The organism is Acidipila rosea, from assembly GCF_004339725.1.
Classification (GTDB): domain Bacteria; phylum Acidobacteriota; class Terriglobia; order Terriglobales; family Acidobacteriaceae; genus Acidipila; species Acidipila rosea.
This window is the reverse complement of sequence record NZ_SMGK01000002.1, coordinates 709,617-732,796: the sequence shown is the minus strand read 5'-3', so window position 1 is coordinate 732,796 and position 23,180 is coordinate 709,617. Positions and strand designations below refer to the sequence as shown.

Genomic DNA, 23,180 nt, shown 5'->3' with positions numbered 1-23,180 from the left:
CTACGCCATCGCGCGGCGCCTGCCGGAAGCCATGTCCCGCACCTGGTTCAACAGAAGGGAACGGTGGTAGCCATCAAGCCGGGCGAGTTGGGGCACGAGTTCACAGACGAACGGATCGCTCATGACGGCTGCAATCTGCTCCTGCCGTTGGCTGCGGGCATCGCGGAGAAGATGGCAGATGTCGATCTCAAGAGCCGTGGCGAGGCGCTCAAGAGAAGACAGAGTCGGCATGGCTTTGCCGTTTTCAATCTTGGAGATGTAGGTGCGCGGCACCTGCATGCGGCCAGCGAGTTGGCGCTGGCTGAGGCTGCGCTGACGGCGCAGATCGCGAACGGCTCGAGAGATCTGGAGGCCGCGATCCTGTTCGACAGATTGGCCTGCATCTGTGACGAGATGGGGCAGCAGCTGCTCGGGTTCCTCGACTTCAAGGGGTTTGTGGCAGCGCCTGCAGCGTGAATTGCCGGTGCGGAATTGCACAAGAGTGCAGTGTTCGCAGCGTAGTACCTCGCGTGCCTCGACGGTTGCTAAGGTAGTTGCCATAAGTTGTACGGAGGCCAGAGCGGGCGTCCGGTGGGGAGAAGCACGGCATTGTAGCCGGACTCTCTTGCCATCTAAAGTTAACCATGCACTCACGGTATCTTTATTGTCAAGTGAAAAAAGAGGCTCCCTGTGCAAAATTCCGGGAGATACCGGTAGAAAACCCGAAACATGAAAGGTAAAGGCGGAGATGGATCAGAGTCGCGACGGCGCGTGGGCGCTGCTGAACGAATACACGCAGTCGGCAAGCCTGCTGAAGCATGCCTTGGCTGTAGAGACGTGTATGCGTGCGTATGGTGAGCGCGAGGCGGATGCGCTGGGGCTTACCGGGGAGGAGCGTGCGCAGCTGGTGGAGCGGTACGCGGTGACCGGGCTGCTGCACGACTTCGATTATGAGAGATATCCCTCGCTCGAAGACCATCCCTTTGTGGGCGTGCGGATCCTGGCGGAGCAGGGCTGGCCGGAGGAGATACGGACGGCGATTCTGGGTCACGCGGAGTACTCGGGAGTGCCGCGGGAGACGCACCTGGCGAAGACGCTCTTTGCCTGCGATGAGCTGGCCGGTTTTCTGACAGCGTGCTCGCTGGTGAAGCCGACGAAGTCGATCTTCGATGTGGAGGTGGCGGGGGTGAGAAAGAAGATGAAGGACAAGGCCTTCGCGCGCGGCGTAAACCGCGAGGATATCGTGAAGGGCGCGGGCGAACTGGGCGTGGAGCTGGAGGCGCATATCGCGTTCTGCCTGGAGGCGATGCAGCGGAATGCGGCGGCGCTGGGGCTGGAGGGCGCTGCCGCTTCTGCTCCTGCGGTGTGATGACGGAAATCAGCGTTCGTTATACCAGTCTGTGAACCGCGCAGGAATTGCATTGAAAATTGCGCGGAATGCTCTAGGATGGCCGCATGATCAGACGCCTGCTGCTCTCTGCCACCCTTGCGGCCATTGCTGCGCCACTGTGCCATGCTGCGGAATACAACCTGGCCGCCACTCCCACGACGGTGGCATGGGGCTACTACTGGGCTCACGCCAAGCCGGTGCTCACGGTGCATTCGGGCGATACGGTTCACATTCAGACAGCTTCCTCGTGCCCGTCGCCGGAGCGGCTGGAGCAGCTGGGCGTCAAGGCTGCGGATATTCCGCAGTATGACCGCGATATTTATGAGCAGGTAAAGGACAAGGGGCCGGGCGGGCATATCCTGACCGGGCCGGTTGCGATCGAGGAGGCGGAGCCGGGCGATGTGCTCGAGGTGCGCATCCTTAAGATCGATCTCGATACGAACTTCGCTTGCAACTCGTTTGGCGTGGGGCGCGGCTTTCTGCCGGACGATTTTCCCTACGGGAAGAACAGGATTATTCCGCTGGACCGGACGAAGATGCTGGGTGGATTTGCGCCGGGCATCCAGATTCCGCTGCGGCCGTTTTTCGGCAGCATGGGGGTAGCTCCGCCAGAGTCGGCTGGGCGCTACAACAGCGCGCCGCCGTGGATGCACGCGGGCAACATGGACAACAAGGAGCTGGTGGCGGGCACGACGCTCTATATCCCCGTGCATGCGAAGGGCGCGCTCTTCGAGGTTGGCGACGGGCATGCGGGGCAGGGCAACGGCGAGGTCGATATCACGGCGATGGAGACTTTTCTGTCGGGCACATTTCAGTTCATCGTGCACAAGAATCAGCACCTGCTGTGGCCGCGTGCGGAGACGCCGACCAGCTACATCTCAATGGGATTCAGCGAGGACCTGAACGAAGCGACGAAGATGGCGGTGCGGAACATGATCGACTTCCTGGTGACGGAGAAGCACCTGTCGCGCGATGAGGCTTACATGCTGACTTCAGTGGCGGTGGATGTGGACATTACGCAGCTGGTGGACGGGCATGTGGGCGTGCATGCGATGTGTCCGAAGGCGATCTTTGTGAAGTAGGCGCGGGAGTGGGGGTGGTTGTTCGCCGGTTCGTGGGCTGCGCAAAGGTGCTATGCTTGCCTGTTTTGCTATGAGCGACCAGAAAATCACTACCTCCGCCAACGCTACCCTCATGAACACGCTGGAGTCCAGGCTCGACACGCAAAGTCATCGTGCGCGCAACAACGCCATGGGTACGATAGGGCTGATCACAGCCATCAACCAGCAGGCCGTGCGGATAAAAGAGGGCGGCGGTGCGAAGGCCATCGAATCGCAGCATGGCAAGCAGCGGCTGACGGTGCGCGAGCGGCTGGCCCTGCTGCTCGATCCCGGATCAGAATTTCACGAGCTGGGGCTCTTTGCCGCCTTTGGCATGTATGAGGAATGGGGCGGAGCGCCGTCGGCCGGGGTGGTGACGGGGCTTGGTCGCGTGGCGGGGCGGCTCTGCATGATCGTGGCGAACGACGCGACGGTGAAGGCAGGCGCGTTTTTCCCGATGACGGCGAAGAAGGTGATTCGCGCGCAGACGATTGCGATGGAGAATCGCATCCCCACGCTCTATCTGGTCGACTCGGCGGGTGTGTTTCTGCCGCTGCAGGAAGATGTGTTTCCTGACCAGGATGACTTCGGGCGCATTTTCCGCAACAACGCGGTGATGTCGGCGATGGGGATTCCGCAGATGACGGCGATCATGGGCATGTGTGTTGCGGGCGGTGCTTATCTGCCGGTGATGACGGACCACGTGCTGATGACGGAGGGCAGCGGACTGTTCCTGGCTGGGCCGGCGCTGGTGCAGGCGGCGATCGGGCAGAAGTACACGGCTGAGGAGCTGGGCGGCGCAACAATGCATGCAGAGATCTCCGGCACGGTGGACTTCAAGGAGCCGAACGATCATCTGTGCCTGGCGCGGCTGCGTTCGCTGGTGGCGAAGATGGGCCATGCGCGGAGCGCGCCTTTTGATCGCGCAGCCTTCGATGCCGAGCGGGACGCGCCGAAGTACAAGGCGGAGGATTTGTATTCGCTGCTCGACCCAGACCCTGCCAGGGCGGCTGTGAATGCCTATGACATGCGGGAAGTGATCGCGCGGCTGGTGGACCGCAGCGAGTTTGACGAGTACAAAGCCGACTACGGGCGGACGGTGATCTGCGGCTATGTACGCATCGGCGGATTTGCAGTGGGCATCGTGGCCAACCAGAAACAGCCGCAGCCGCACACAAGCCATGCGGGCGAAAAGCGGATTGAGTTCGGCGGCGTGATCTATGCCGAGAGCGCGGAAAAGGCGGCGCGCTTCATCATGGACTGCAACCAGAACCTGGTGCCGCTGCTCTTTCTGCATGACGTGAACGGTTTCATGGTCGGGCGCGATGCGGAGTGGAGCGGGATCATCCGCGCGGGCGCGAAGATGGTGACGGCGGTGGCCAACTCCACGGTGCCGAAGATTACGGTGATCGTGGGCGGCTCGTTTGGCGCGGGGCACTATGCGATGTGCGGCAAGGCTTATGATCCGCGATTTATCTTTGCGTGGCCCACGGCGCGCTACGCGGTGATGAGCGGAGCGTCGGCGGCGAGCACGCTGGTGGAGATCAAGATCCGGCAACTGGAGCGCGGCGGCAAGAAGCTGAGCGAAGAAGAGAAGCAGCAGGTGACGGCGCAGATCAAGGCTTCCTACGACGAGCAGACGGACTGCCGCTATGCGGCGGCGCGGCTGTGGGTGGATGCGATTATCGATCCGGCGAAGACGCGCGAAGCGGTGATGATGGCGCTTGAAGCGGCGGCGCTGAATCCCGAGGTGGCGAAGTTCAACGTGGGGATACTCCAGACCTGAAATTTCACGTTATGCTCATCTCATGAGTCCTGCTGCAACACGAACGCTGCCCGCGCGCAAGCCTGCGAAGCGCAAGAAGAAACAGGGCGGTCCGGGCTTGCTGGTCTGGCTGCCGGTGATCGCGGGGATCGCGATTACGCCGCTCACGGTGAGGGCTGCCGGGGTGATGGCGATGTCCGGGCCGGGAGCCTTGCGACTGCTTTATCCCTACGTGGTCCTGCTGCAGACGCCGGTGCTGGGGCTGCCTGCGGAGCTGGCCTCCAACCTATCGCAGTTGATGATGTATTTGCAGTTTCCGATTTACGGGCTGCTGGCGATGCTGACGATGCGGTCGCGCAGCTGGGTGAGCGGGCTGGGAAGCGCGATTTTCATGCACTTCGCGGCGGTATTTGTGCTGTTCCTGATGGCGCACATGTGAGCGGGATGGAAGACAAAATCAAACTGATCGAATGTCCGCGGGACGCCTGGCAGGGGCTGCCGAAGCCGATCCCGTCGGAGATCAAGGCCGACTATCTGCGGACGCTGATTGCTGCCGGATTCAGGCATATCGATGCGGCGTCCTTCGTGTCGCCGGCAGCGGTGCCGCAGATGGCGGACTCGGAAGAGGTGCTCGCGTTTGTCGATGCGGCCGACGTCGATGTGCGGGATGAGCTTGAGATCATCGGCATCGTGGTGAACGCCAAGGGCGCGGAGCGCGCCATCCGCACGGGCAAGGTGACGACGCTGGGCTTTCCTTACTCGGTTTCGCCGGAGTTTCTCAAGCGCAATCAGCGGCAGACTCCCGAGGAGTCGCTCGATGCGCTGGAGACGATTGGGGAAGCAGCGTACAAGGCGGGGCTGGGAGTAGTCGCGTATATCTCGATGGCCTTCGGCAACCCCTACGGCGATGAGTGGAGCGAAGAGGAAGTGGCGGCTGCGTGTGAGCTGCTGATCGACTCCGGGATCGAGCAGATTTCGCTGGCGGACACGGTGGGGCTGGCGGAGCCGGAACAGATCGAGTCACTGGCCGTGGCGGTGCTGGCGGTGAGCGGCGGAGCGGAGATCGGCATGCACCTGCACTCGCGGCGCGAGGGCTCGGCGGAGAAGATTGCCGCGGCCTATGGCAGCGGGATTCGGCGTTTCGATGTCGCGCTGGGTGGCTATGGCGGCTGCCCCTTTGCGCAGGATGCGCTGGTAGGGAACCTGGCTACGGAGCTTGCGATCGAGGAGCTGAAGCGGCTGGGTGCGAAGCTGCCGGAGCTTGCGCCACTCGACGGACTGCTGACGGCCAGCGCGGAGATAGCGCGAAGGTTTGGAAGCCCGCTGCAGTAGCAGGTTGAGCCGGGCTGCGCGGCGGGAGTAAGATGCAGTGTTTTGCCGGGGGAGAAGCGATTGCCGACCTACACTACGCTGCTGCGCGAACTCAAAGACAACATACTCACCATCACTCTCCATCGGCCGGAGCGGCGCAATGCGCTGAATCCTGCGATGGTCAGCGAGCTGACAGATGCGCTGGAGTCTTCAGCGCAGGAACGGTGCGGCGTGGTGGTGCTGACGGGGACGGGCGCGGCCTTCTGCTCGGGGCTCGACCTGGAGCATCTGAAGACAATGCAGGATCGCGGGCCGATGGAGCACCACGAGGACTCCGAGAACATTGCGCGGCTGCTGCGGACGCTCTACGACCTGCCGAAGCCGACCATCGCGGCGGTGAACGGGCCAGCCATTGCAGGCGGCATGGGGCTGGCGACGATCTGCGATTTTACCCTCTCGGTGCCGACGGCACGCTTCGGCTATACCGAGGTGCGGATCGGGTTCATCCCGGCGATCGTCGCGTCGTTTCTGATTGCGCAGGTGGGAGAAAAGCGGGCTCGCGATCTGCTGCTGAGCGGACGCTTTATCGAAGCCGAGGAGGCGCTGGCGCTTGGGCTGGTGACCCGGCTGGTCGAGGCGCCGGAGCTGATGACGGAGGCGCACACCCTGGCGCGGATGCTGCTGCAGAACAGCCCGGAATCGCTGCGCGGGGTGAAGCGGCTGCTGAGCGAACATGCGCGGGCGCGGCTGGACCGCGAGTTGCACACGGCGGTTGAAGAGAACGCCGACGCGCGCGCGACGGCGGACTTTAAAGAGGGCGTAAGGGCCTTTCTGGAGAAGCGCGCGCCAGTCTGGCCCAGCCTGCGGTAGCCCGCTACCTCGCGGGCGCCATGGCTACGGCGACGAGCGAGTCGGCGCAGCCGTAGTAGAGCAGCCAGCGTCGGTGGAAGTACACCAGTCCTTCGGCGAAGGTGGTTCCTGCGGCGTACTGGCCGGTCTTTTCATAGGGCAGCTCGGGCTTGAGCACCGGCTCTGCGGTCTGGGCGAGGAGATGACGCGGATTCTGCGCGTCGAAGAGCGCTTCGCCTGCGGCGTAAGCGTTGGGGCCGAGGGCAGGATCTCCGCCGGTGACCGCATTCTTTCCGTTATAGAGCACGACGATGCCGCGGCTGGTGAGCACGGGCGGCGGACCTGTCTCAGGAAAGGTGCTGTCGAAGTGGCCGGGCCGGGGGCGCAGCAGCTCGCTCGGCTGACCGTTGGCGTCATCGACGGGTGTCCAGTGAATCAGGTCAGTGGAGGTGGCGAGATGGATGGCGCCTTCGCCCCAATACATCCAGTATTTGCCGTCGATGCGTGCGGCGATGAGGCGGCCGTTGGTCAGCCGGGTGACGATGCCCGCCGATTTGTAGTGGCCCAGGTCGCGGCTGCCAAAGGCCGGCCCATACTTCGTCCAGTGGAGCAGGTCGCGCGAGGTGGCGATGCCGACGGTGTAGGTCTTGCGATTCCACTGCGTGTAGGTGAGGACATAGTCGCCGTCGGGGGACTCGACGAGGCGCGGATCTTCAACGCCGCCGGGCCACTCGCGCTGCTGCTGCGCGTCCGGCGCAGGGTAGAAGACGGGCTCGGGGCGGCGGGTGAAGTGGATGCCGTCGCTGCTCTCCGCCAGGCCCAGCCGCGAGGTGTGCATGCCGATCTGCATGGAGCCGGTGTTGTCTTCTGCGCGGTAGAGCACGAAAACATGGCCATTGCGGACAATGGCCGCCGGGTTGAAGGTGTGCAGCGCCTCCCAGTGAATCTGCTGGTGAGCGATGGGATCGGGGAAGGTGCTCTCGGGATTGGGCCGGATGACGGGATTACCGCTGGCCGGGCGAGTGAAGGGGCCGATGGTCCAGGGAGCAGCGGCAGGGACGGCGGAGGACAGGGAGAGCAAAAGGAGTGCGGAAAGGATGTGCTTCATACGCTGATGACGATAGCAGAATCGGCGTGCCCGGAGTGGGCTCCCCGACCGGGCTTTCCGACCGGGGGCGACGGAGCATGCGGAAGAGGCATGCTCCGTGCGGGAGAGCGGCCGGGCTAGGCGAAGGGGTTTGCGGCGCGGAGTTCGGCGACGATCTCGGCGGCTGCCTTGCGGGCTTCGTCGGAGCGGTCGGGCGGGAAGCTGATGGCGCCGACGCGGGCGTGGCCGCCGCCGCCGTAGCGTTCACAGATGGTGGCGAGGTTGACCATTTTTTCCGGGTCGGCCTTGGTCCAGGGGTTCGAGCCGACGGCGACCTTGGTGCGAAAGCTCGACTTCGAGAGGCCGATGGAGTAGGTGGCCTGCGGGTGCAGGTAGTAGGGGATGAACTTGTTGTAGCCCTCAAGCTGGCGGTCGGTGATGTCGAAGTAGATGGTGCCGTCTTTCTCTTCAGAACGCTCGCGGATGAGGGCGAGGGCCTCGCGGTGGCGATCCAGCAGGGGCGGCAGCAGTTCGGCGACAAAGGGCTGCTCCAGCACCTCGGCGAGCGGCATGGTGGTGAGCAGGGGAATGAGCCGGGGGATGAAGGCCGGGTCCTGCGTGGACTCGATGATGAGCGTCAGCTTCATGGCGGGCGCAGCCATCTCGACGGCTGCCTCGGGGCTCTCGTAAAGGGCTCCGTCGACAATGTCGGCCCAGTGGATCAGCTCCGCGACGGGCGCGGCGTCGAAGCCGAAGCGGGTGGAGGCGATGTGCGCCAGGAAGCTGGTGCAGGAGGTGTAATCGGGATCGTAGAATCGGCGGGAGCTGAAGCTGCCGTCGGCGAGGCCGCGGAGATATTGCTGATGGTCCTCAGGGGTGAGGAAGGCGCTGAGATGATGATCGAACCACCAGGTGATGGCGGGCGAGGCGGAGTACTTGAAGTCCACGATGGCGTTTTCGTCGCCGGTGAAGTCGGCTTCATTGAAGAGCGCGCCGGCGCGGTGGACAAGTCCATGGTAGGTGTAAGCAGCGTCGCCACGGATGCATTCACGATGGAAGCGGGCAAAGAGCGAAGCCGAGCAGGCCCCATCGAAGCATTTGTCGTGGTAGAAGACGCGAACGTTCAAAATAGAGACTCCATGAGAGTGAAAAGTGTTGATGCCGGAATTTACTAGGATTGCCGGGGTTGACTGCAATGTCAAGGAGCGGACCGGCGGCAGAAGAACCGGAGCGCGAATTCATATTAAGCTGACCAGTGATATTCCCGATAAAGAGGAGGCGCATGGACGACGAACTGCTGGAGAGTGAACCGCAGAAAGAGCGGCAGCTGCATTGGATTTTTATTGGCCGGGAAGGGGTCCGTGCCGGATGGAGCGTGTTGCTCTATGCCTTGCTGGTGGTGGTGTTTGCGGCGGGCATGGGATGGGCGGTTCACCACTTCGTTCCTCATCCTCCCGCCCGTAACGCGCCGATGACGCCGCGGGGCGGAGCTGTCGGCGAAGGGCTTCAAGCGCTGGCTGTGCTGGCGGCAACCGCGATCATGGCGCGTGCGGAAGGGCGTCCTGTGCTCTCTTACGGCTACCTGGGACGGGCGAAGCTGGTGCGGTTCGCAGGCGGGCTGCTGTGCGGCTTTGCTGCCGTCTCGGCGCTGGTGGGAGCCTTGTGGAAGGCGAGGCTGCTGGTCGTCGATGGGCGGATGCTGAGCGGCGCCGTGGCCATCAGGTATGGACTGGAGTGGGCGGGAGTTTTCCTGCTGGTGGCGCTCTTTGAGGAGTCGCTGCTGCGGGGCTATCTGCAGTTCAGGGTGGCGCGGGGGATTGGCTTCTGGTGGAGCGCGCTGCTACTGTCGGTGGCGTTCGGCTCGATCCATGGCAGCAATCCGGGCGAGTCGCCGGTGGGGTTGTTCTCAGCCGGGGCCATCGGGCTGATCTTCTGCCTGAGCCTCTGGTATACGGGATCTCTGTGGTGGGCGCTGGGATTTCACGCAGCGTGGGACTGGGGAGAGTCGTATTTCTACGGCACGTCCGACAGCGGACTGGCGGTGAAAGGGCACCTGCTGGCCACGCATCCTGCGGGCGGACTGCTGTGGAGCGGAGGCTTGACGGGGCCGGAGGGCAGCCTGCTGGTGGTGCCGCTGCTGCTGGCAATGGCGCTGCTGATGTGGCTGTGGTGGGGAAGGCGAGGCCCGGAATTTCCTGCAATGGAGGCCGACAGGCGTGCACGCAGAGGCGTATCCTGACTGCGAATGCGTAAGGCCAATCTCCCTTCCAGGTGAAGTTATGAATCGCAGAAAATTTCTAACCGGGACGGCCCTCGGCGCGGGGGCTGCTCTGCTTGGTCCTCATTCCTTTGGCTCGGTGCTGGATGCGCCGCTGGCTGTGCCGACGCAGACGTTCAAGGCGACCGACATGGTCACGCTGGGGAAGACGGGGATTCGCACCTCGCGCCTGGCCATGGGTACGGGGACGATCGGCGGCGGCGGAGCCTCGAACCAGACGCGGACAAACAAGCTGCCGCAGCTGCTGCTGACGGGCTATGATCGCGGGCTGCGATTCTTCGACACGGCGGACTCCTACGGCAGCCACCCGGACGTTGCGGAGGCGTTGAAGCATATTCCGCGCGAGAAGGTGGTGGTGATGACGAAGTGCGACTCGCGCGATCCGGCGCAGGCCAAGGCCGACCTGGAGCGCTTCCGCAAAGAGCTGGGTACGGAGTACATCGACATCTGCCTGATGCACTGCCTCACCGAGGACGACTGGACGAGCCGCTACCAGGGAGTGATGGATGTTTTCTCCGAGGCGAAAGCGAAGGGGCATATTCGCGCGCATGGGGTCTCCTGCCACACGCTGGGCGCGCTGCGCGCGGCTGCGAAGTCTCCGTGGGTGGAGGTGGATCTGGTGCGCCTGAACCCGGTGGGCGCGCACATGGATGCGCATCCCGACACGGTGATCGAGGTGGTGAAGGAGATGCGAGCCTCGGGTAAGGGAATCGTGGGGATGAAGATCCTGGGTCAGGGCGCGATGCGGACGCGACAGGATGAGGCGCTTCGCTTTGCGCTGGGAACGGGTGTGCTGGACGCTTTCACGATCGGCGCAGAGAATGCGGCCGAGCAGCATGACCTGATGCAGCGGATCGCGACGGTCTGAGCCACGGCCTGCGTCGCTGCGATTGGCGCGGATGAGACAATGTCTGCGGGATGAACCTTGGCAGAACTGTTGAACTCGAGGAGCGCCAGCATCCGCTGCTGCGCATTGTTGCAGGACTGATTGTATTGATATTGCTCGGAGGGCTGGTGAGCGCCGGCTTCGGCGGCTACTGGCTGATGCGAGCGATGCACAAGCAGCTGCCGCAGCTGGAGGGCGAGTTGCGCCTGAGCGGGCTGCAGGCGCCGGTGACGGTCCGGCGCGATGGCCACGGCGTGCCCCACATTGACGCTGCGAATCTCGATGACCTGCTCGAAGCGCAGGGTTACGTCACGGCGCAGGACCGGCTGTGGCAGATGGACATGGCCCGGCGCATGGCCCTGGGCGATGCGGCAGAGATCCTGGGCAAGAGCTTCGTGGCGCACGACAGGACGCAGCGGGTGCTGGCCATAGGCGATACGGCGGAGCGCATCGCGGGAAACCTGCCCCCGCAGGACCGGCGGCTGTTTGAGGATTATGCTCGCGGCGTCAACGCCTATATCGAGAGCCATCAGAAAAATCTTCCGGCAGAGTTTCGGCTGCTGATGTACAAGCCGCGGGCGTGGACGACGACCGACTCGCTGGCCGTGGCGCTGAGCATGGTGCAGATGCTCGATGAGCGGTGGCAGCACAAGCTGGAGCGGGAGCAGGTTACGGCGCGGCTGGGGCCGACGCTGGCAGCGGCGCTCTACCCCACAGGCTCGTGGCGCGATCATCCGCCAGTGACGACGGAGCCGGATATCACCGCGCCGGGACAAAGCGAGCCGATGGTGCCGCTGGACTCTTCGCAGGCAGTGCTGCGCGACCTGCTGCGGCTGCGCGATGCGACGAAGAGCAGCGATTGCGAGGAGTGCATCGCCGGATCGAACGAGTGGGTCGTCTCCGGGGAACATACCGCGTCAGGCAAGCCAATGCTGTCCAATGACATGCACCTGGGCCATGCGATTCCGAACATCTGGTACGAGAGCGACCTGCATGCCGGAGCCTTTCACGCCGCGGGGGTGACGGTGCCTGGTCTGCCGCTGATCACCGCAGGGCATAACGACCACATCGCATGGGGATTCACGGCGCTCTACGGCGATACGCAGGACCTGTATGTGGAGCGCACCAACGGACACGGCGAATACATGGGAGCGGGCGGCGCATGGCGGCCCTTCGAGCGCAGCCGGGAGACGATCCGCGTGCGCGGCAGCAGCGACGTGGAGCTGACGGTGGAGCGCACCGACCATGGCCCAGTGATCTCGCAGCTGCTGCCGCATGAGCAGAGAACGCTCTCGCTGCGGTGGTCAGGGTATGACCCTTCTGCGGATGGAATTCCGCTCTTTGAGCTGGACAGCGCGACCGACTGGAAGTCGTTTCGCGAAGCGCTGCGCAGATGGTGGGCGCCGACGCTGAATGTTGTGTATGCCGACGATCAGGGGCACATCGGATACCAGGCGGTCGGCTATATTCCAGAACGGCCGGGCGGCCTGACGGGCATGCCCATTGCGGACGAACAGCATGAGTGGCAGGGCTTCATCCCGTTCGATGAACTGCCGAGCACGCTTGATCCGCCAGCGGGCATCATTGCCACGGCAAACTCGCGGATTACACCGGACGGATATCCGCACCCGATGACGCTGGAGTGGGCGGAGCCGTATCGCAACGAACGCATCTGGAAGTGGCTGGCGGGCAAGGACAAGCTGACACCGGCGAATATGCTGACGTTGCAGACCGACATCTACTCCGAGGTTGACCAGGAGCTGGGGCAGCGGTTTGCCTACGCGATCGACCATGCAGGCAAGGCGGATGCAAAGTTGCGGCAGGCGGCAGACCTGATGCGGTCGTGGAATGGCGAGGTGAGCATCGACTCGCCGGCGGCGGCGGTAGTGGCTGCAGCGCGGAGCGCCTTCTGGCCGATGCTGCTCGAGCCGAAGCTGGGAGCGGAGTGGCGTGCCTACCAGTGGAGCGAGCGCGACTTTGCAATGGAAGAGCTGGTGATGCATGCGCCAGCAGCGTGGCTGCCAAAGCCGTATGCGAACTGGGACGACTTTCTCGCGGCGTGCGTTGAGACGGGGATGCGCGAAGCACATGCGCCCGCGGACCTGACCAAGTGGCGGTATGGCTACTCGCATCCGGTGGTGATTGTGCATCCGCTCTACTCGCTGCTGCCATGGTTCAAGGGATGGACGGGCACGGGTGTGCAGCCGCAGTCCGGCGACACCACGACGGTGAAGCAGGTGGGCAGCTACTTCGGGCCTTCGCAGAGGTTCACCATCGACTGGAGCGATATCGACGGGGCGACGGAGAATATCGTGATGGGGCAGTCGGGCGACCCGGTGAGCCCCTACTATCGCGACCAGTGGCCGTTCTGGTACGGAGGCACGACCTTCGCGCTGCCTTTCAGTGACGGTGCGGTGAGCAGGGCGACCGCGCATACGCTGCGCCTGCTGCCGTGAAGGTATCGTTCCGATTTCCGCATACTGCTTCAAGCAACGCCACGCGGGAGTATCGCCGCCGCGTGCTGCTGCAGCTGTGTGTGCTGGTGACGGTGTTGCCGCTGGCCTGGCGAGGCGCCTCGTGCGGGCACGACTTTGATTTTCACCTGCAGTCGTGGCTGGAGGCGGCGCAGGCATGGCGGCATGGCGTCTTCTATCCGCACTGGATGGCGGCAGCCAACTACGGCGCAGGCGAGCCGCGCTTCGTCTTCTATCCGCCGCTCACCTGGATGCTGGGAGCGCTGCTGGGCACGGTGCTGCCGTGGACGTGGACGCCTCTGGCCTTTACGCTGGTGGCGCTTGCAGGCTGCGTTGCCGCCTTCTACACGATGGCCTGCGAGTGGATGACGCACGATGCGGCGGCGGTCGCGGCGTGCCTGTACCTGGTGAATCCCTACCTGCTGTTTGTGGCCTATGAGCGAACGGCTTATGGAGAGCTGGTCAGCGCTGCGTGGATGCCGCTGCTGGTGCTGTTTGCGCTGCGCCAGCGGCCTGCGGCGGTTCCGCTGGCGCTGGTGGTTGCGGCTCTGTGGCTGACCAATGCGCCGTCGGCGGTGATGGGCTGCTATCTGCTCGCGGTGATCGTAGCGGTTGCAGCCATCCGGGAGAGAAGCCTGCGGCTGGTGCTGCGCGCGGCGTGGGGTGTGGTGCTTGGGCTGGGGATGGCGGCAGTCTACGTGTGGCCCGCGCTCTATGAGCAGCGCTGGGTGGAGATAGCGCGCGCGGTTGCGCCGGGCATGCGCATCGAGGACAGCTTCCTGTTTGGATATACCGGCGCTCCCTTTCACGATCAGGTATTAAGAACGGCTTCGTGGATCGCGGTGGCGCTGCTGGGGTCTGCGCTGGCGGGGGCATTGCTCGCGCGTGACAAACGGCGCGGCCTGTGGCTGCCGATGACGGCGGCAGCGGCGCTGGCAGCGCTGCTGCTCTTTCCCTGGAGCGATGTGATCTGGCGGACGATGCCGGAGATGAAGTTCCTGCAGTTCCCCTGGCGCTGGCTGCTGGTGATGGGAATGGCGGCGGCGGCGCTGGCAGGGCTTGCGCTGCGTGGTCAGTTCCAGGAGGCTGCTACCCGGGGCGCGATCCGTACTCGAGCGGTGACCATCCTGACGATTACAGTGCTGATGACGCTGCTGGCCTCCCACTTCTTCTGGCAGTTCTGCGACGATGAAGACAATGTACGTGCGCAGAGGGCGACGTTGCAGGCGGAAGGCTTCGAGGGCAGCGACGAGTACACGCCCAGCAGGGTAAAAAATGCCGAGGTCGAGCAGCAGACTCCGCTGGTGAGGGTCTTGCGCAGGGCAGATGCGGGAGAGGCATCGAGCGTGGATCCGGAGAATCCGGACTGGAAGCCTGATGTTGAGAACACCATCGCGGCAGCGGTGCAGACGAGGGTGAAAGGCGCGGAGCGGATGAGTTTCACCATCGACTCGCCGCAGCCGGGATTCGCAGTGCTGCGGCTGCTGGAGTATCCGGCGTGGCAGGTGCGCCGGAACGGGCAGACGGTGAGCGCGCGTCCTCATCGTGAGGACGGGCTAATGACGATTCCCATCGCGGCAGGGCGGTCGCAGATCACGGTGCACTACGCCGCTACAGGCGATATGTGGACAGGCCGGGGGATAGCCGCCGCGTCGCTGCTGGTGCTGCTGGCGCTGAAGAAAAGGGGAAAACTTCAGATATGATGATGGGGATGCAAGCCGACGTAAAAGAGATTGTGCAGTCCGGCGTGGAGCTGATCGATGCCACGCTTGATCGACTGCTTCCAGCGGAGACGGTGCTTCCGGTTTCCATTCATAAGGCGATGCGCCACAGCATCTTTGCCGGCGGAAAGCGGCTGCGCCCGGTGCTCGCGATGGAGGCGGCGCGCATGGTGGCCCGCAGCAGCGAGATGCCGCGCGGAGTGGAGGAACTTGGCGCAGCGCTCGAAATGCTGCACACCTATTCTCTGATTCACGACGACCTGCCAGCGCTCGATAACGATGACCTGCGCCGGGGCAAACCAACCTGCCATGTTGTCTTTGGCGAGGCGATCGCAATTCTTGCAGGAGACGCGCTGCAGACGCAGGCCTATGAAGTGCTGGCCAGGCTGCGCTGCCCGGCGACGGCTACGGTAGAGATTGTCCGGCTGATTGCGCAGGCTACGGGCACGGTAGAAGGCATGATCGGTGGACAGGTGATGGATATCGAGAGTGAAAAGGCGCAGCCTACCGCGGAGCTGGTGGATGCGATCCATCGCGCGAAGACGGGCGCGCTGATCCGCGTGAGCGTGGTTGCGGGCGGCATCTACGCCGGAGCAGACGCCGAAGATGCGCGCAGGCTGACGGAGTTTGGACGAAAGGCCGGCCTCGCGTTCCAGATTGTCGACGATGTGCTGGACGTGACGCAGAACTCGGAGCAGCTGGGGAAGACAGCCGGGAAAGACGTGGCCAGCGTGAAGGCGACGTGGCCTGCCGTCTTTGGAATCGAGCAGTCCCGCAGAGATGCCGCGAAGCTGATCGACGAGGCTTTTGCCGAGATTGCCTGCTACGGCAGCGCCGCCGGCGGGCTAAAGGCTGTAGCAGCCTACCTGGTCGAGCGCACACACTAGGAGAGCTCAGGCACCATGACCTTGACTGAAGAAGATGTATTGATGGCACTGCGCGATGTGTATGACCCGGAGATCCCGGTAAACATTGTCGACCTGGGGTTGATCTACCGCGTAGCCGTCGAGCCGGACCCGGATGCACCGGGGATGATGCCCCGGCAGCGCGTCAGCATCGACATCACCATGACCTCACCCGGGTGCCCCGCACACGCGGCAATCACCGAACAGGTGCGCAACCGCCTGGCGGGAGTGCAGCAGATAAGCCAAGCCGAGGTGAATCTGGTGTGGGAGCCGACGTGGACGCCGGACCGCATCAGCGAGGCAGCCCGGAAGCACCTGGGAATTGGCTAGGCCCAACGGAATCGGCTAGGCCAGACGCGAGACCCCGGCTGGCCCGGTATTCCTTACTCCCCGCTACTACTTGCTCATGGACCGGCGCAGCTTCTCGCCCTGTTCCGCGAGCTGGGTGATGAAGTCTTCCGACTTGACCAGCAGATCCTGAGCATTGCGGATGTAGCGCGGAATACTGTTCCAGAGATCGCGCGCGGCATCGGGGTTTTCGAGCAGGGTAACGACTCCTCCTCCTAATGCAACCGCCAGTGCGGTCTTGCGCCTGCCGCTGATGAGCAGAATGGCGCTGGCAACAAGCGAGCCTGCGGCTAGGCTCCGTGTCCACGGTACGGTGCTGAGGCTCTCGGGCAGATGTTCTTCTATGCCGTCTTCGATGCGTTGGGGGAGCCGCGTCAGATCAATGCTCATAGTTCTCTCTATCACCTCAAACATTTAGATGCAGATTCAATCGAGGTCGAAGTCTCGCAGGGGCTTGCCGGTGTCGGGAGTTTCCTTGGCCTTGCGGAGCGCCTCGGCAAATCTCTTTTCCATCAGGTCCTCCTTGTTCTTTTCAGCGTCGACGGCCTGGCGAAAGAGGCTTTCCTTGCGCTCGTCCTGTTCACGCATGGCGCGGGCAGCGCTTTCAAAATCCTCAAAGGTGCGCTTGCGCGGAGCGGGAGTGTGGGCAATGACGGCGCGGCTGGCAACGTCAATCTTGAGGATGCCCCCGCAATCGGGGCAGGAGACTTCAAAGGTCGTATTCTCGCGGGACGGCATGGCAAGGGTGATTTTAGGCCACGCGAGGGCTATTCGCCAATCTCCGCGAGCAGGCTGAGCAGCCGGCGGAAGGCGAGGCCGCGGTGGCTGAGCCTGTCCTTGACGGTGAGGGAAATCTCGGCCATGGTCTGGCCAAGTTCCGGCAGGTAAAAGAGCGGATCGTAACCGAAACCGCCGGAGCCGCGGGGATGGGAGAGGATTTCGCCCTGGACGGCGCCGTCGGCGGTGAGCAGGCAGGCTCCGCCACTGGCTGCGGCCAGTGCGCACCGGTAGCGCGCCAGCCGGGAAGTAACCGAGGCGGTTGCGAGCTGGGCCAGCAGGCACTGGTTGTTACGCTCATCGGTCGCGCCCGGGTGGTCAAAATTCATGTCATCGGCATAGCGCGCGGAGCGCACGCCAGGTGCGCCATCAAGGGCATCGACCTCAAGGCCGGAGTCGTCGGCAATCACGATTTCGCCGGGGGCGAAGCGGCTGTAGTAGACGGCTTTGCGCTTTGCATTGCCTTCGAAATCGGGCTCGTCCTCGCTGGGTGCGGGAATGGAGCCGAGGCCCGGCAGCGGCACGATCTGCAGTTTGCTGCGAGAGGCGGCTGCGGCGGCGAAGTCCCGCAGTTTGCCGGGGTTCGTGGTGGCTACATAGATGGTCTGGCTCATCTCTTCAGGGTATCGCGTCGGGCGGAGGAGTCAAAGCTTTCTCCGCCAGCGGACAACCGGCGCAGCGCGGGGTGGGGCCGCAGTGCCGCTTGCCAACCTCGACGATCAGGGCATGGAACTCATTGTGATGCCGCACGTGGGACTCGATCGGTTCCCCGGCAAAGGTGGAGAGCGCAAGTGACTGTATCTCGAGGTACTTCGCCTTGGCGGGAAGCATGCCGTGGCGGGTGACGACCCGGCGGAGATATTCATCGACGACGGCGACGGGATGGCCCAGCGCGTAGAGCAGGATGGCGTCCGCCGTCTCAGGACCGACGCCCGGCAAACGGAGCAGCGCCTCGCGCGCGGTGGCTGTACGCTGCGCGGCGAGCAGATCGAGCCGGCCCGCATGGTCGCGGTCGAGCATGGCGACGAATGCCTTGAGGGCAGCGGCCTTGCGGATCATGTAGCCCGACGGCCGGATCAGGGTGCGGAGCTCGTCTTCAGGAACGGCGCGGAGCCCGTCGATGGTCAGGCAGTGCGCTGCCGCGAGGTTGGCAATGGACTTTTCCACGGCGCGCCAGGAGGTGTTCTGGGTGAGGTAAGCACCGATTACGACTTCAAAGGCCGTCTCCGCAGGCCACCAGCGTTGCGGGCCATAGGCCGTGAGCAGGCGGGTGTAGATCCGATGGAGTTTGGCGGAAGGCTTCAAAGGAGTAGTCAGGGCTCTGTGGGGGTGCCTCAGGCGCTTCCGGCGAGCTGCTTTTTCCAGCCGAGGAGCTTGGCTTTCAACGCTTCCGCCTCTGCTTCGGGCACCATGCCTTTGTGCTGGTAGAGGATGGAGAGGCTGGTGTGCGCCAGCACGTCATCGGGGTCAATCTCGGCGAGACGGTGCGCCGTTGCGATGGCCTGGTCGTAGTCGCCTGACTCCTGCAGCGCGCGGATGAGGCCGTGCATGGCGTCGAGCAGAGACGGGTCAAGCAGCAGGCTTTCGCGGAAGGCGCCGATCGCCGCAGGCAGTTCACCTGCGGCGAAGTGGTCGAGCGCTGCATAGTAGCGCTCCAGTGCGCGTTCGGAGTCGGCGGACATCGAGCTCAGGGCTTCAGCTTCGAGAAGAGGCTCAGCTTCGACACATCGTTGAGCATGATGAAGGCGAAGAAGAGAATCAGCACGATGAAGGCGGCCTGGTAGATGCGCTCCTTCAACTGCTGGTTCAGGTCCCGGCGCAGCGTGCCCTCCACGAGCAGGAGCAGGATCATGCCTCCGTCCAGGATGGGGATCGGCAGCAGGTTCATGATGCCGAGATTGAGAGAGATGAGCGCCATGAGGCCGATGATCGGCTGCCAGCCGGGCATGGAGACGGCTTCGCCGGTCTGCCGCGCGATGCCGATAGGGCCCTGCAGTTGCTGGACATTGGAGTGGCGGGTGAAGAGCCTGTGCACCACGTCGAGGATGTAGCCAGAGTTGTGCAGGTTAAAGGTGACGGAGTGCTTGACTGCCTGCGGGAAGGGAAGCTGCTCCACCTTGAAGGGCGGCAGGTAGGCGTTGAAGCCGAGCCGATAGCCCATGTGTCCCGCGCCGTCATCGGCCCAGATGGGGTGAACGGTGACGGGAAAGACCTGTGTGCCGCGCTTGATGGTCAGCGTCGCAGGCGCGCCGCTCTGCTGCTGCAGATAGGCGACGAGGGCCGGGGTGGAGTGAAGTTCAACTCCATTGACGGACAGGATGTAGTCATTATCCTTCACGCCCGCCTTTTGAGCAGGGTAGCCGGACTCGACATGCTGCACCCGCAGCGGCGTGCTCTGGAAGCGGGGGATGAGCATGGTTTCAATGTCGAAGTCTCCGTCTTTACTGGAGTCGGCAAGGAAAAGATGGGTTGAGATCTGCTGCGTCTCGCCGTTGACCTGGCGCTCGACCGTGATCGGCACGGTGGAGTTGACGTCGAGCGCGGCGCGGATGCGCAACTGCTCCCAGGTGGGGTTGTGATCATGGTCGAACTGAACGATGCGGTCGCCGTGCTGAATGCCGGAGTGGGCGGCAGCGGAGTTCTGCGGAACGAAATCCACGATAGCCGGGCCGGAAAGGTACTGATCCACCTCGTTGTGCATCATGTAAAGGCCGGTCATGAGCACGAAGGCGAGGATGAAGTTGGCGAAAGGACCTGCCAGGCCGATGAGCATGCGCTGCCAGCGGGGATGGGCGGCAAACTCGCCGGGATCGCCGGTACGCTGTTCGGCGGGGTTCTCGCCAGACATCTTGACGTAGCCGCCGAGAGGAAGCAGGCTCAGGCGGTAATCGGTGTCGCCCCGGCGAAAGCCGAGGAGGCGGGTGCCGAAGCCGATCGAAAAGACCTCCACGCGCACGCCGCAGAGCTTGGCAACAATGAAATGGCCGAACTCGTGAACGAGCACCATGATGCCGAGAACGACAAGCATCGACAATGTAGCTGTAACTGCAAAAGGCATAGTGTGTAAGGCGCTTAGCGCCGATGTAGGGCAGGCTGGGACCGGGTCGGGGTCTTGGCAACAACTTCCCGGGCTAAGTCCCGTGCCTGCGCATCAAGCGCGAGCACTTCCTGGATGGTCGCTGGATGACTCTCTGGCGTCGCCTGCAGTACATCTTCTATTGTACGCGGGATGCCTGGGAAGGGTATGGCCCTTTCGAGGAATGCCTCGACGGCCACTTCATCGGCTGCGTTGAGTGCGATGCAGTGCGCGCCGCCCCGCTCGGCTGCCTCATAGGCGAGACGCAGGCAGGGGAAACGGGCGAAATCCGGCGGCGAAAAGTCGAGACGGCCAAGCGCGGCCATGTCAAAGGTGAGCTTCGAGGGTAGCCGCTCAGGATAGCTGAGAGCATAGAGGATCGGCAGCCGCATATCCGTCACGGAAATCTGGGCAAGGATGCTGCCGTCGATGTACTCGACCAGCGAGTGGACGGTGGACTGGGGATGCACCGTCACCTTGACGGCCGACGGCGGCAGATCGAAGAGCCTGCAGGCTTCGATGATCTCCAATCCCTTGTTGAGCATGGTGGCTGAATCGATGGTGATCCGCCGGCCCATGACCCATGTCGGATGTTTGAGGGCCTGCTCGACGGTGATGTGATCAAAATCCTGGAGCGGCAGACTCCGGAAGGGGCCCCCCGAGGCGGTGAGCCAGATGCGGCTGATCTCGCGCTTTTCCCCGGCGCGCATGGCCTGGTGGATGGCGTTGTGTTCGGAGTCAATCGGGAGCAGGGGGACGTTGCGTTCGCGGGCCGCGGCTGTCAGGATTTCTCCTGCGGCGACCATCGCTTCCTTATTGGCGAGCCCCACGGGCTTGCCTGCAAGGATCGCAGCATAGGTGGCCTCAAGGCCGGCCACTCCCACGATGGCGGAGATAACAAAATCCACCTCGGGAAGGGTGGCCACCTGGACGGTTCCCGCGGCTCCGTGGAGGACCTCAATGCCGGTAACTCCGGCTTCGCGCAGGCGCAGCGCGAGGGTATCGGCCAGCTCAGCGGTGGCGAGAGAGACGACGCGGGGACGCCAGCGGAGGCACTGATCGAAGGCTGCATCCACGTTGCGCCCGGCCGCGAGCGAGGCTATCGCAAAGCGGTCGGGATACTCTTCAAGAATACTGAGGCTGCTCTGACCAATGGAGCCGGTGGAGCCGAGAATGGCAATCTGTTTCAAAGCGTAAACTCTTCAATCAAAACGCCTGTTGCGCTAGCTGAGCGTACCACAGCAGGGGGGCGGCCAGCAGCAGGGCATCAATGCGGTCAAGCATGCCGCCGTGGCCGGGCAAGAGAGAGCCGGAGTCCTTGACGCCAGCGCCGCGCTTGATGGCCGACTCCACCAGATCGCCGAGCTGCGCCGCTACATTGAGCACCACGGCCAGCAGAAGCCATCTCAGAAGAGTGCCCGGATACGACAATATATATACGCCGTGGGCTGCCAGCGCGTCCGCAAGCCGGAGCAGCAGCAGGGTGATGAGGATGCTGCCGGCGATGGAGCCGAGGCTGCCCTCCCAGGTCTTCTTGGGGCTGATGGTCGGCGCCAGCTTATGCCTGCCCACGGAGCGGCCCACATAGAGCGCGGCAATATCACCAGTCCAGACCGTGGCAAAGAGCAGCAGCAGCAGGGAGGCGCCGTTCTCCTGCGCGCTGAGCAGCGGGAGAGTGGTCAGCGAGAGGCCGAGGTAGACCAGCGCAAAGACCGAGTAGGCCGTGTCGGGCAGCACTCTCTGCAGCGGCGAGCGGAAGCTGCAGAAGATGAGGATCAGGAAGGTCAGGCAGGCCAGCAGCGGGGCCATGTACTCGGGACGGAAGAAGGCGCAGAGGAAGAGCAGCCCGATGCCGATGAGCACGGCGATGCGAGGCGTTTTTGCGCCGGACTTGTCAGCCAGATCGAGATATTCCCACGTTGCAAGCTCGGCCACGACTGCGGCTACCAGGGTAACCAGCCAGAACGGGCCCCGGAACACCAGCAGCAGAACAAGGGGAATCAGTACCAGTGCAGTAAGAACTCGTTTCACATCAGGCAGAATACACGGTCAAAACGAGTACTGCTCTGTTTGAGAATTCCGCTACATCTAATCAAGAAGTGTGTTCCTATGTATGGTGTTATTTCGTTGGCATAGTGCCATGCGGCACAGAGAGAAGAAAATTCATGAACGTCAGAAACGCTACATTGGGTTTGCTGCTTGCCGGTTCGCTTGCCCTCGCCGGGCCCGCATTTTCGCAGAAGAGTGAAGCCCCTGCCCACGCGGTGGTTACTGTGATACCGAAGAAAGACGAGGCTCCGCAGCTGCAGGCGCAGAATTTGAAGCTGACCGTCGACGGCAAGAAAACCGAGATCACCGGCCTCCAGCCCTACAAGGGCAGCAATGCAGGGCTGGAACTGACAATTCTGGTGGACGATTCCGCACGGCGCGCGCTTGGCGTGCAGCTGAGCGACCTGGCGGACTTCATCCAGTCACTGCCGCCGACGACGGCCGTCGGAGTGGCGTATATGCAGGAGGGGTCCTCCTACTTCGCACAGCAGTTCACGACCGACCATGCCCTTGCGGTGAACGCACTGCGGCTACCGGGCGGCGCGCGGGGAACGAACGCGAGCCCTTACTTCTGCCTGTCGGATCTGGCCAAGCGCTGGCCTTCGAACAACCCCAACGCGCGGCGGGAGGTCCTGATGATTACCGACGGCGTGGACCGCTATAACTTGCGCTATGACCCGGAGGATCCTTACCTGCTGGCCGCTATCTCAGACGCGCAGAAGGCTGGACTGGTGGTGTACTCGATCTACTTCCGCGATCGCGGTTTCGTCGATGGCACAGGGTATGAGACGAATGCCGGGCAGAATCTGCTCAGCCAGGTGGCCGAAGCCACAGGCGGCCATCTCTACTGGGAAGGCATGATGAGCCCGGTCTCTTTTCAGCCCTTTCTGAAAGACCTGAGCAAGCGGCTGGCTAACCAGTACGAGCTCGGCTTCATGGCTCCCTACAAGGGCAAGCCGGACCTGGTGGATATTCGCGTGAAGGCGAGCGGCTTTCCGGCGAAGATCGAGGTAACCCAGAAAGTGCCCGTGTTGCCCCCGGCATAAATTCGGGGAATTGGAAGACAACAGGGGCGGCGCACGATGCGCTGCCCCTGCTGTTTGTTGACTGGACGCAACTGTTGATGGTATCGAACGTGGTCTGACCATAATATTCATCCCGTAAATTGTTTTATCGGGAAAAACC

Annotated in this window: 24 protein-coding genes; 13 read left to right on the top strand and 11 right to left on the bottom strand. The window is 63.3% G+C overall.

Annotation, left to right across the window (positions count from 1 at the left end):
* Complete coding sequence (locus C7378_RS08185; protein ID WP_131994521.1) at positions 1-540, bottom strand: helix-turn-helix domain-containing protein; 540 nt, start codon at positions 538-540, stop codon at positions 1-3.
* Positions 541-727: 187 nt separating this feature from the next.
* Between C7378_RS08185 and C7378_RS08180 the strand changes: the two genes are divergently transcribed.
* The 6 genes from C7378_RS08180 (at position 728) to C7378_RS08155 (ending at position 6,415) form a co-directional block, all read left to right on the top strand.
* Positions 728-1,348 (top strand): HD domain-containing protein, encoded by a 621-nt coding sequence (locus tag C7378_RS08180; RefSeq protein WP_131994518.1) that lies wholly within the window; start codon positions 728-730, stop codon positions 1,346-1,348.
* Positions 1,349-1,434: 86 nt separating this feature from the next.
* A complete protein-coding gene (locus C7378_RS08175) occupies positions 1,435-2,451 on the top strand; it encodes an acetamidase/formamidase family protein (protein WP_131994515.1) in 1,017 nt (338 codons plus the stop codon).
* 70 nt (positions 2,452-2,521) lie between these two features.
* Positions 2,522-4,255: an acyl-CoA carboxylase subunit beta gene (locus tag C7378_RS08170; RefSeq protein WP_243648136.1), complete on the top strand. Its 1,734-nt coding sequence runs from the start codon at positions 2,522-2,524 to the stop codon at positions 4,253-4,255.
* A gap of 22 nt (positions 4,256-4,277) precedes the next feature.
* Positions 4,278-4,673 (top strand): hypothetical protein, encoded by a 396-nt coding sequence (locus C7378_RS08165; RefSeq protein ID WP_131994512.1) that lies wholly within the window; start codon positions 4,278-4,280, stop codon positions 4,671-4,673.
* Positions 4,674-4,678: 5 nt separating this feature from the next.
* Positions 4,679-5,566, top strand: coding sequence for a hydroxymethylglutaryl-CoA lyase (locus C7378_RS08160; protein WP_131994509.1), 888 nt, complete (start codon positions 4,679-4,681; stop codon positions 5,564-5,566).
* A 60-nt stretch (positions 5,567-5,626) separates the two neighbouring features.
* Entirely contained in the window at positions 5,627-6,415 is a 789-nt protein-coding gene (locus tag C7378_RS08155; RefSeq protein WP_131994506.1) for an enoyl-CoA hydratase/isomerase family protein, read from the top strand.
* A gap of 4 nt (positions 6,416-6,419) precedes the next feature.
* Here C7378_RS08155 and C7378_RS08150 read toward each other — a convergent pair whose 3' ends face one another.
* Positions 6,420-7,502, bottom strand: coding sequence for a glycoside hydrolase family 130 protein (locus tag C7378_RS08150; RefSeq protein ID WP_131994503.1), 1,083 nt, complete (start codon positions 7,500-7,502; stop codon positions 6,420-6,422).
* Between the two features lie 116 nt (positions 7,503-7,618).
* Positions 7,619-8,608, bottom strand: a complete 990-nt coding sequence (locus C7378_RS08145) for a phosphoesterase (RefSeq protein WP_131994500.1) — start codon at positions 8,606-8,608, stop codon at positions 7,619-7,621.
* Positions 8,609-8,763: 155 nt separating this feature from the next.
* On the opposite strand from C7378_RS08145, the gene C7378_RS08140 reads away from it, so the two are divergent.
* From C7378_RS08140 to C7378_RS08115, 6 genes are read left to right on the top strand one after another with little or no spacing between them, the layout of a single operon-like run.
* The gene (locus tag C7378_RS08140) at positions 8,764-9,720 is read left to right on the top strand and encodes a CPBP family intramembrane glutamic endopeptidase (protein ID WP_131994497.1); all 957 of its coding nucleotides are present in this window, start codon (positions 8,764-8,766) and stop codon (positions 9,718-9,720) included.
* A 40-nt stretch (positions 9,721-9,760) separates the two neighbouring features.
* A complete protein-coding gene (locus C7378_RS08135; RefSeq protein ID WP_131994494.1) occupies positions 9,761-10,627 on the top strand; it encodes an aldo/keto reductase in 867 nt (288 codons plus the stop codon).
* Between the two features lie 50 nt (positions 10,628-10,677).
* Positions 10,678-13,101, top strand: a complete 2,424-nt coding sequence (locus C7378_RS08130; protein WP_131994491.1) for a penicillin acylase family protein — start codon at positions 10,678-10,680, stop codon at positions 13,099-13,101.
* Positions 13,098-14,822 carry a glycosyltransferase family protein gene (locus C7378_RS08125; RefSeq protein WP_131994488.1) on the top strand — a complete coding sequence of 575 codons (1,725 nt, stop codon included), beginning with the start codon at positions 13,098-13,100 and terminating at the stop codon, positions 14,820-14,822. Before C7378_RS08130 ends, C7378_RS08125 begins: the two co-directional genes overlap by 4 nt.
* Positions 14,823-14,830: 8 nt before the next feature.
* Positions 14,831-15,727: a polyprenyl synthetase family protein gene (locus C7378_RS08120; RefSeq protein ID WP_131994485.1), complete on the top strand. Its 897-nt coding sequence runs from the start codon at positions 14,831-14,833 to the stop codon at positions 15,725-15,727.
* 15 nt (positions 15,728-15,742) lie between these two features.
* Positions 15,743-16,075: a metal-sulfur cluster assembly factor gene (locus C7378_RS08115; RefSeq protein ID WP_131994482.1), complete on the top strand. Its 333-nt coding sequence runs from the start codon at positions 15,743-15,745 to the stop codon at positions 16,073-16,075.
* A gap of 66 nt (positions 16,076-16,141) precedes the next feature.
* On the opposite strand, the gene C7378_RS08110 is transcribed toward C7378_RS08115, so the two are convergent.
* Genes C7378_RS08110 through C7378_RS08075 form a run of 8 tightly spaced genes read right to left on the bottom strand, consistent with a single transcriptional unit; the run spans position 16,142 to position 21,977 of the window.
* A complete protein-coding gene (locus C7378_RS08110; protein WP_131994479.1) occupies positions 16,142-16,483 on the bottom strand; it encodes a hypothetical protein in 342 nt (113 codons plus the stop codon).
* Between the two features lie 36 nt (positions 16,484-16,519).
* Positions 16,520-16,831: a hypothetical protein gene (locus C7378_RS08105; protein ID WP_131994476.1), complete on the bottom strand. Its 312-nt coding sequence runs from the start codon at positions 16,829-16,831 to the stop codon at positions 16,520-16,522.
* A gap of 29 nt (positions 16,832-16,860) precedes the next feature.
* A complete protein-coding gene (locus tag C7378_RS08100; protein WP_131994473.1) occupies positions 16,861-17,484 on the bottom strand; it encodes a non-canonical purine NTP pyrophosphatase in 624 nt (207 codons plus the stop codon).
* Positions 17,485-17,488: 4 nt separating this feature from the next.
* Complete coding sequence (locus C7378_RS08095) at positions 17,489-18,175, bottom strand: endonuclease III domain-containing protein (protein ID WP_243648135.1); 687 nt, start codon at positions 18,173-18,175, stop codon at positions 17,489-17,491.
* Positions 18,176-18,204: 29 nt separating this feature from the next.
* Positions 18,205-18,552 carry a tetratricopeptide repeat protein gene (locus C7378_RS08090; protein ID WP_131994467.1) on the bottom strand — a complete coding sequence of 116 codons (348 nt, stop codon included), beginning with the start codon at positions 18,550-18,552 and terminating at the stop codon, positions 18,205-18,207.
* 5 nt (positions 18,553-18,557) lie between these two features.
* Positions 18,558-19,928, bottom strand: coding sequence for an RIP metalloprotease RseP (gene rseP, locus C7378_RS08085; RefSeq protein ID WP_131994464.1), 1,371 nt, complete (start codon positions 19,926-19,928; stop codon positions 18,558-18,560).
* A 14-nt stretch (positions 19,929-19,942) separates the two neighbouring features.
* Positions 19,943-21,136: a 1-deoxy-D-xylulose-5-phosphate reductoisomerase gene (locus C7378_RS08080; RefSeq protein ID WP_131994461.1), complete on the bottom strand. Its 1,194-nt coding sequence runs from the start codon at positions 21,134-21,136 to the stop codon at positions 19,943-19,945.
* A gap of 16 nt (positions 21,137-21,152) precedes the next feature.
* The gene (locus tag C7378_RS08075; RefSeq protein WP_131994458.1) at positions 21,153-21,977 is read right to left on the bottom strand and encodes a phosphatidate cytidylyltransferase; all 825 of its coding nucleotides are present in this window, start codon (positions 21,975-21,977) and stop codon (positions 21,153-21,155) included.
* Positions 21,978-22,111: 134 nt separating this feature from the next.
* On the opposite strand from C7378_RS08075, the gene C7378_RS08070 reads away from it, so the two are divergent.
* Positions 22,112-23,041 (top strand): vWA domain-containing protein, encoded by a 930-nt coding sequence (locus C7378_RS08070; RefSeq protein WP_131994455.1) that lies wholly within the window; start codon positions 22,112-22,114, stop codon positions 23,039-23,041.
* Positions 23,042-23,180 lie beyond the last annotated feature (139 nt).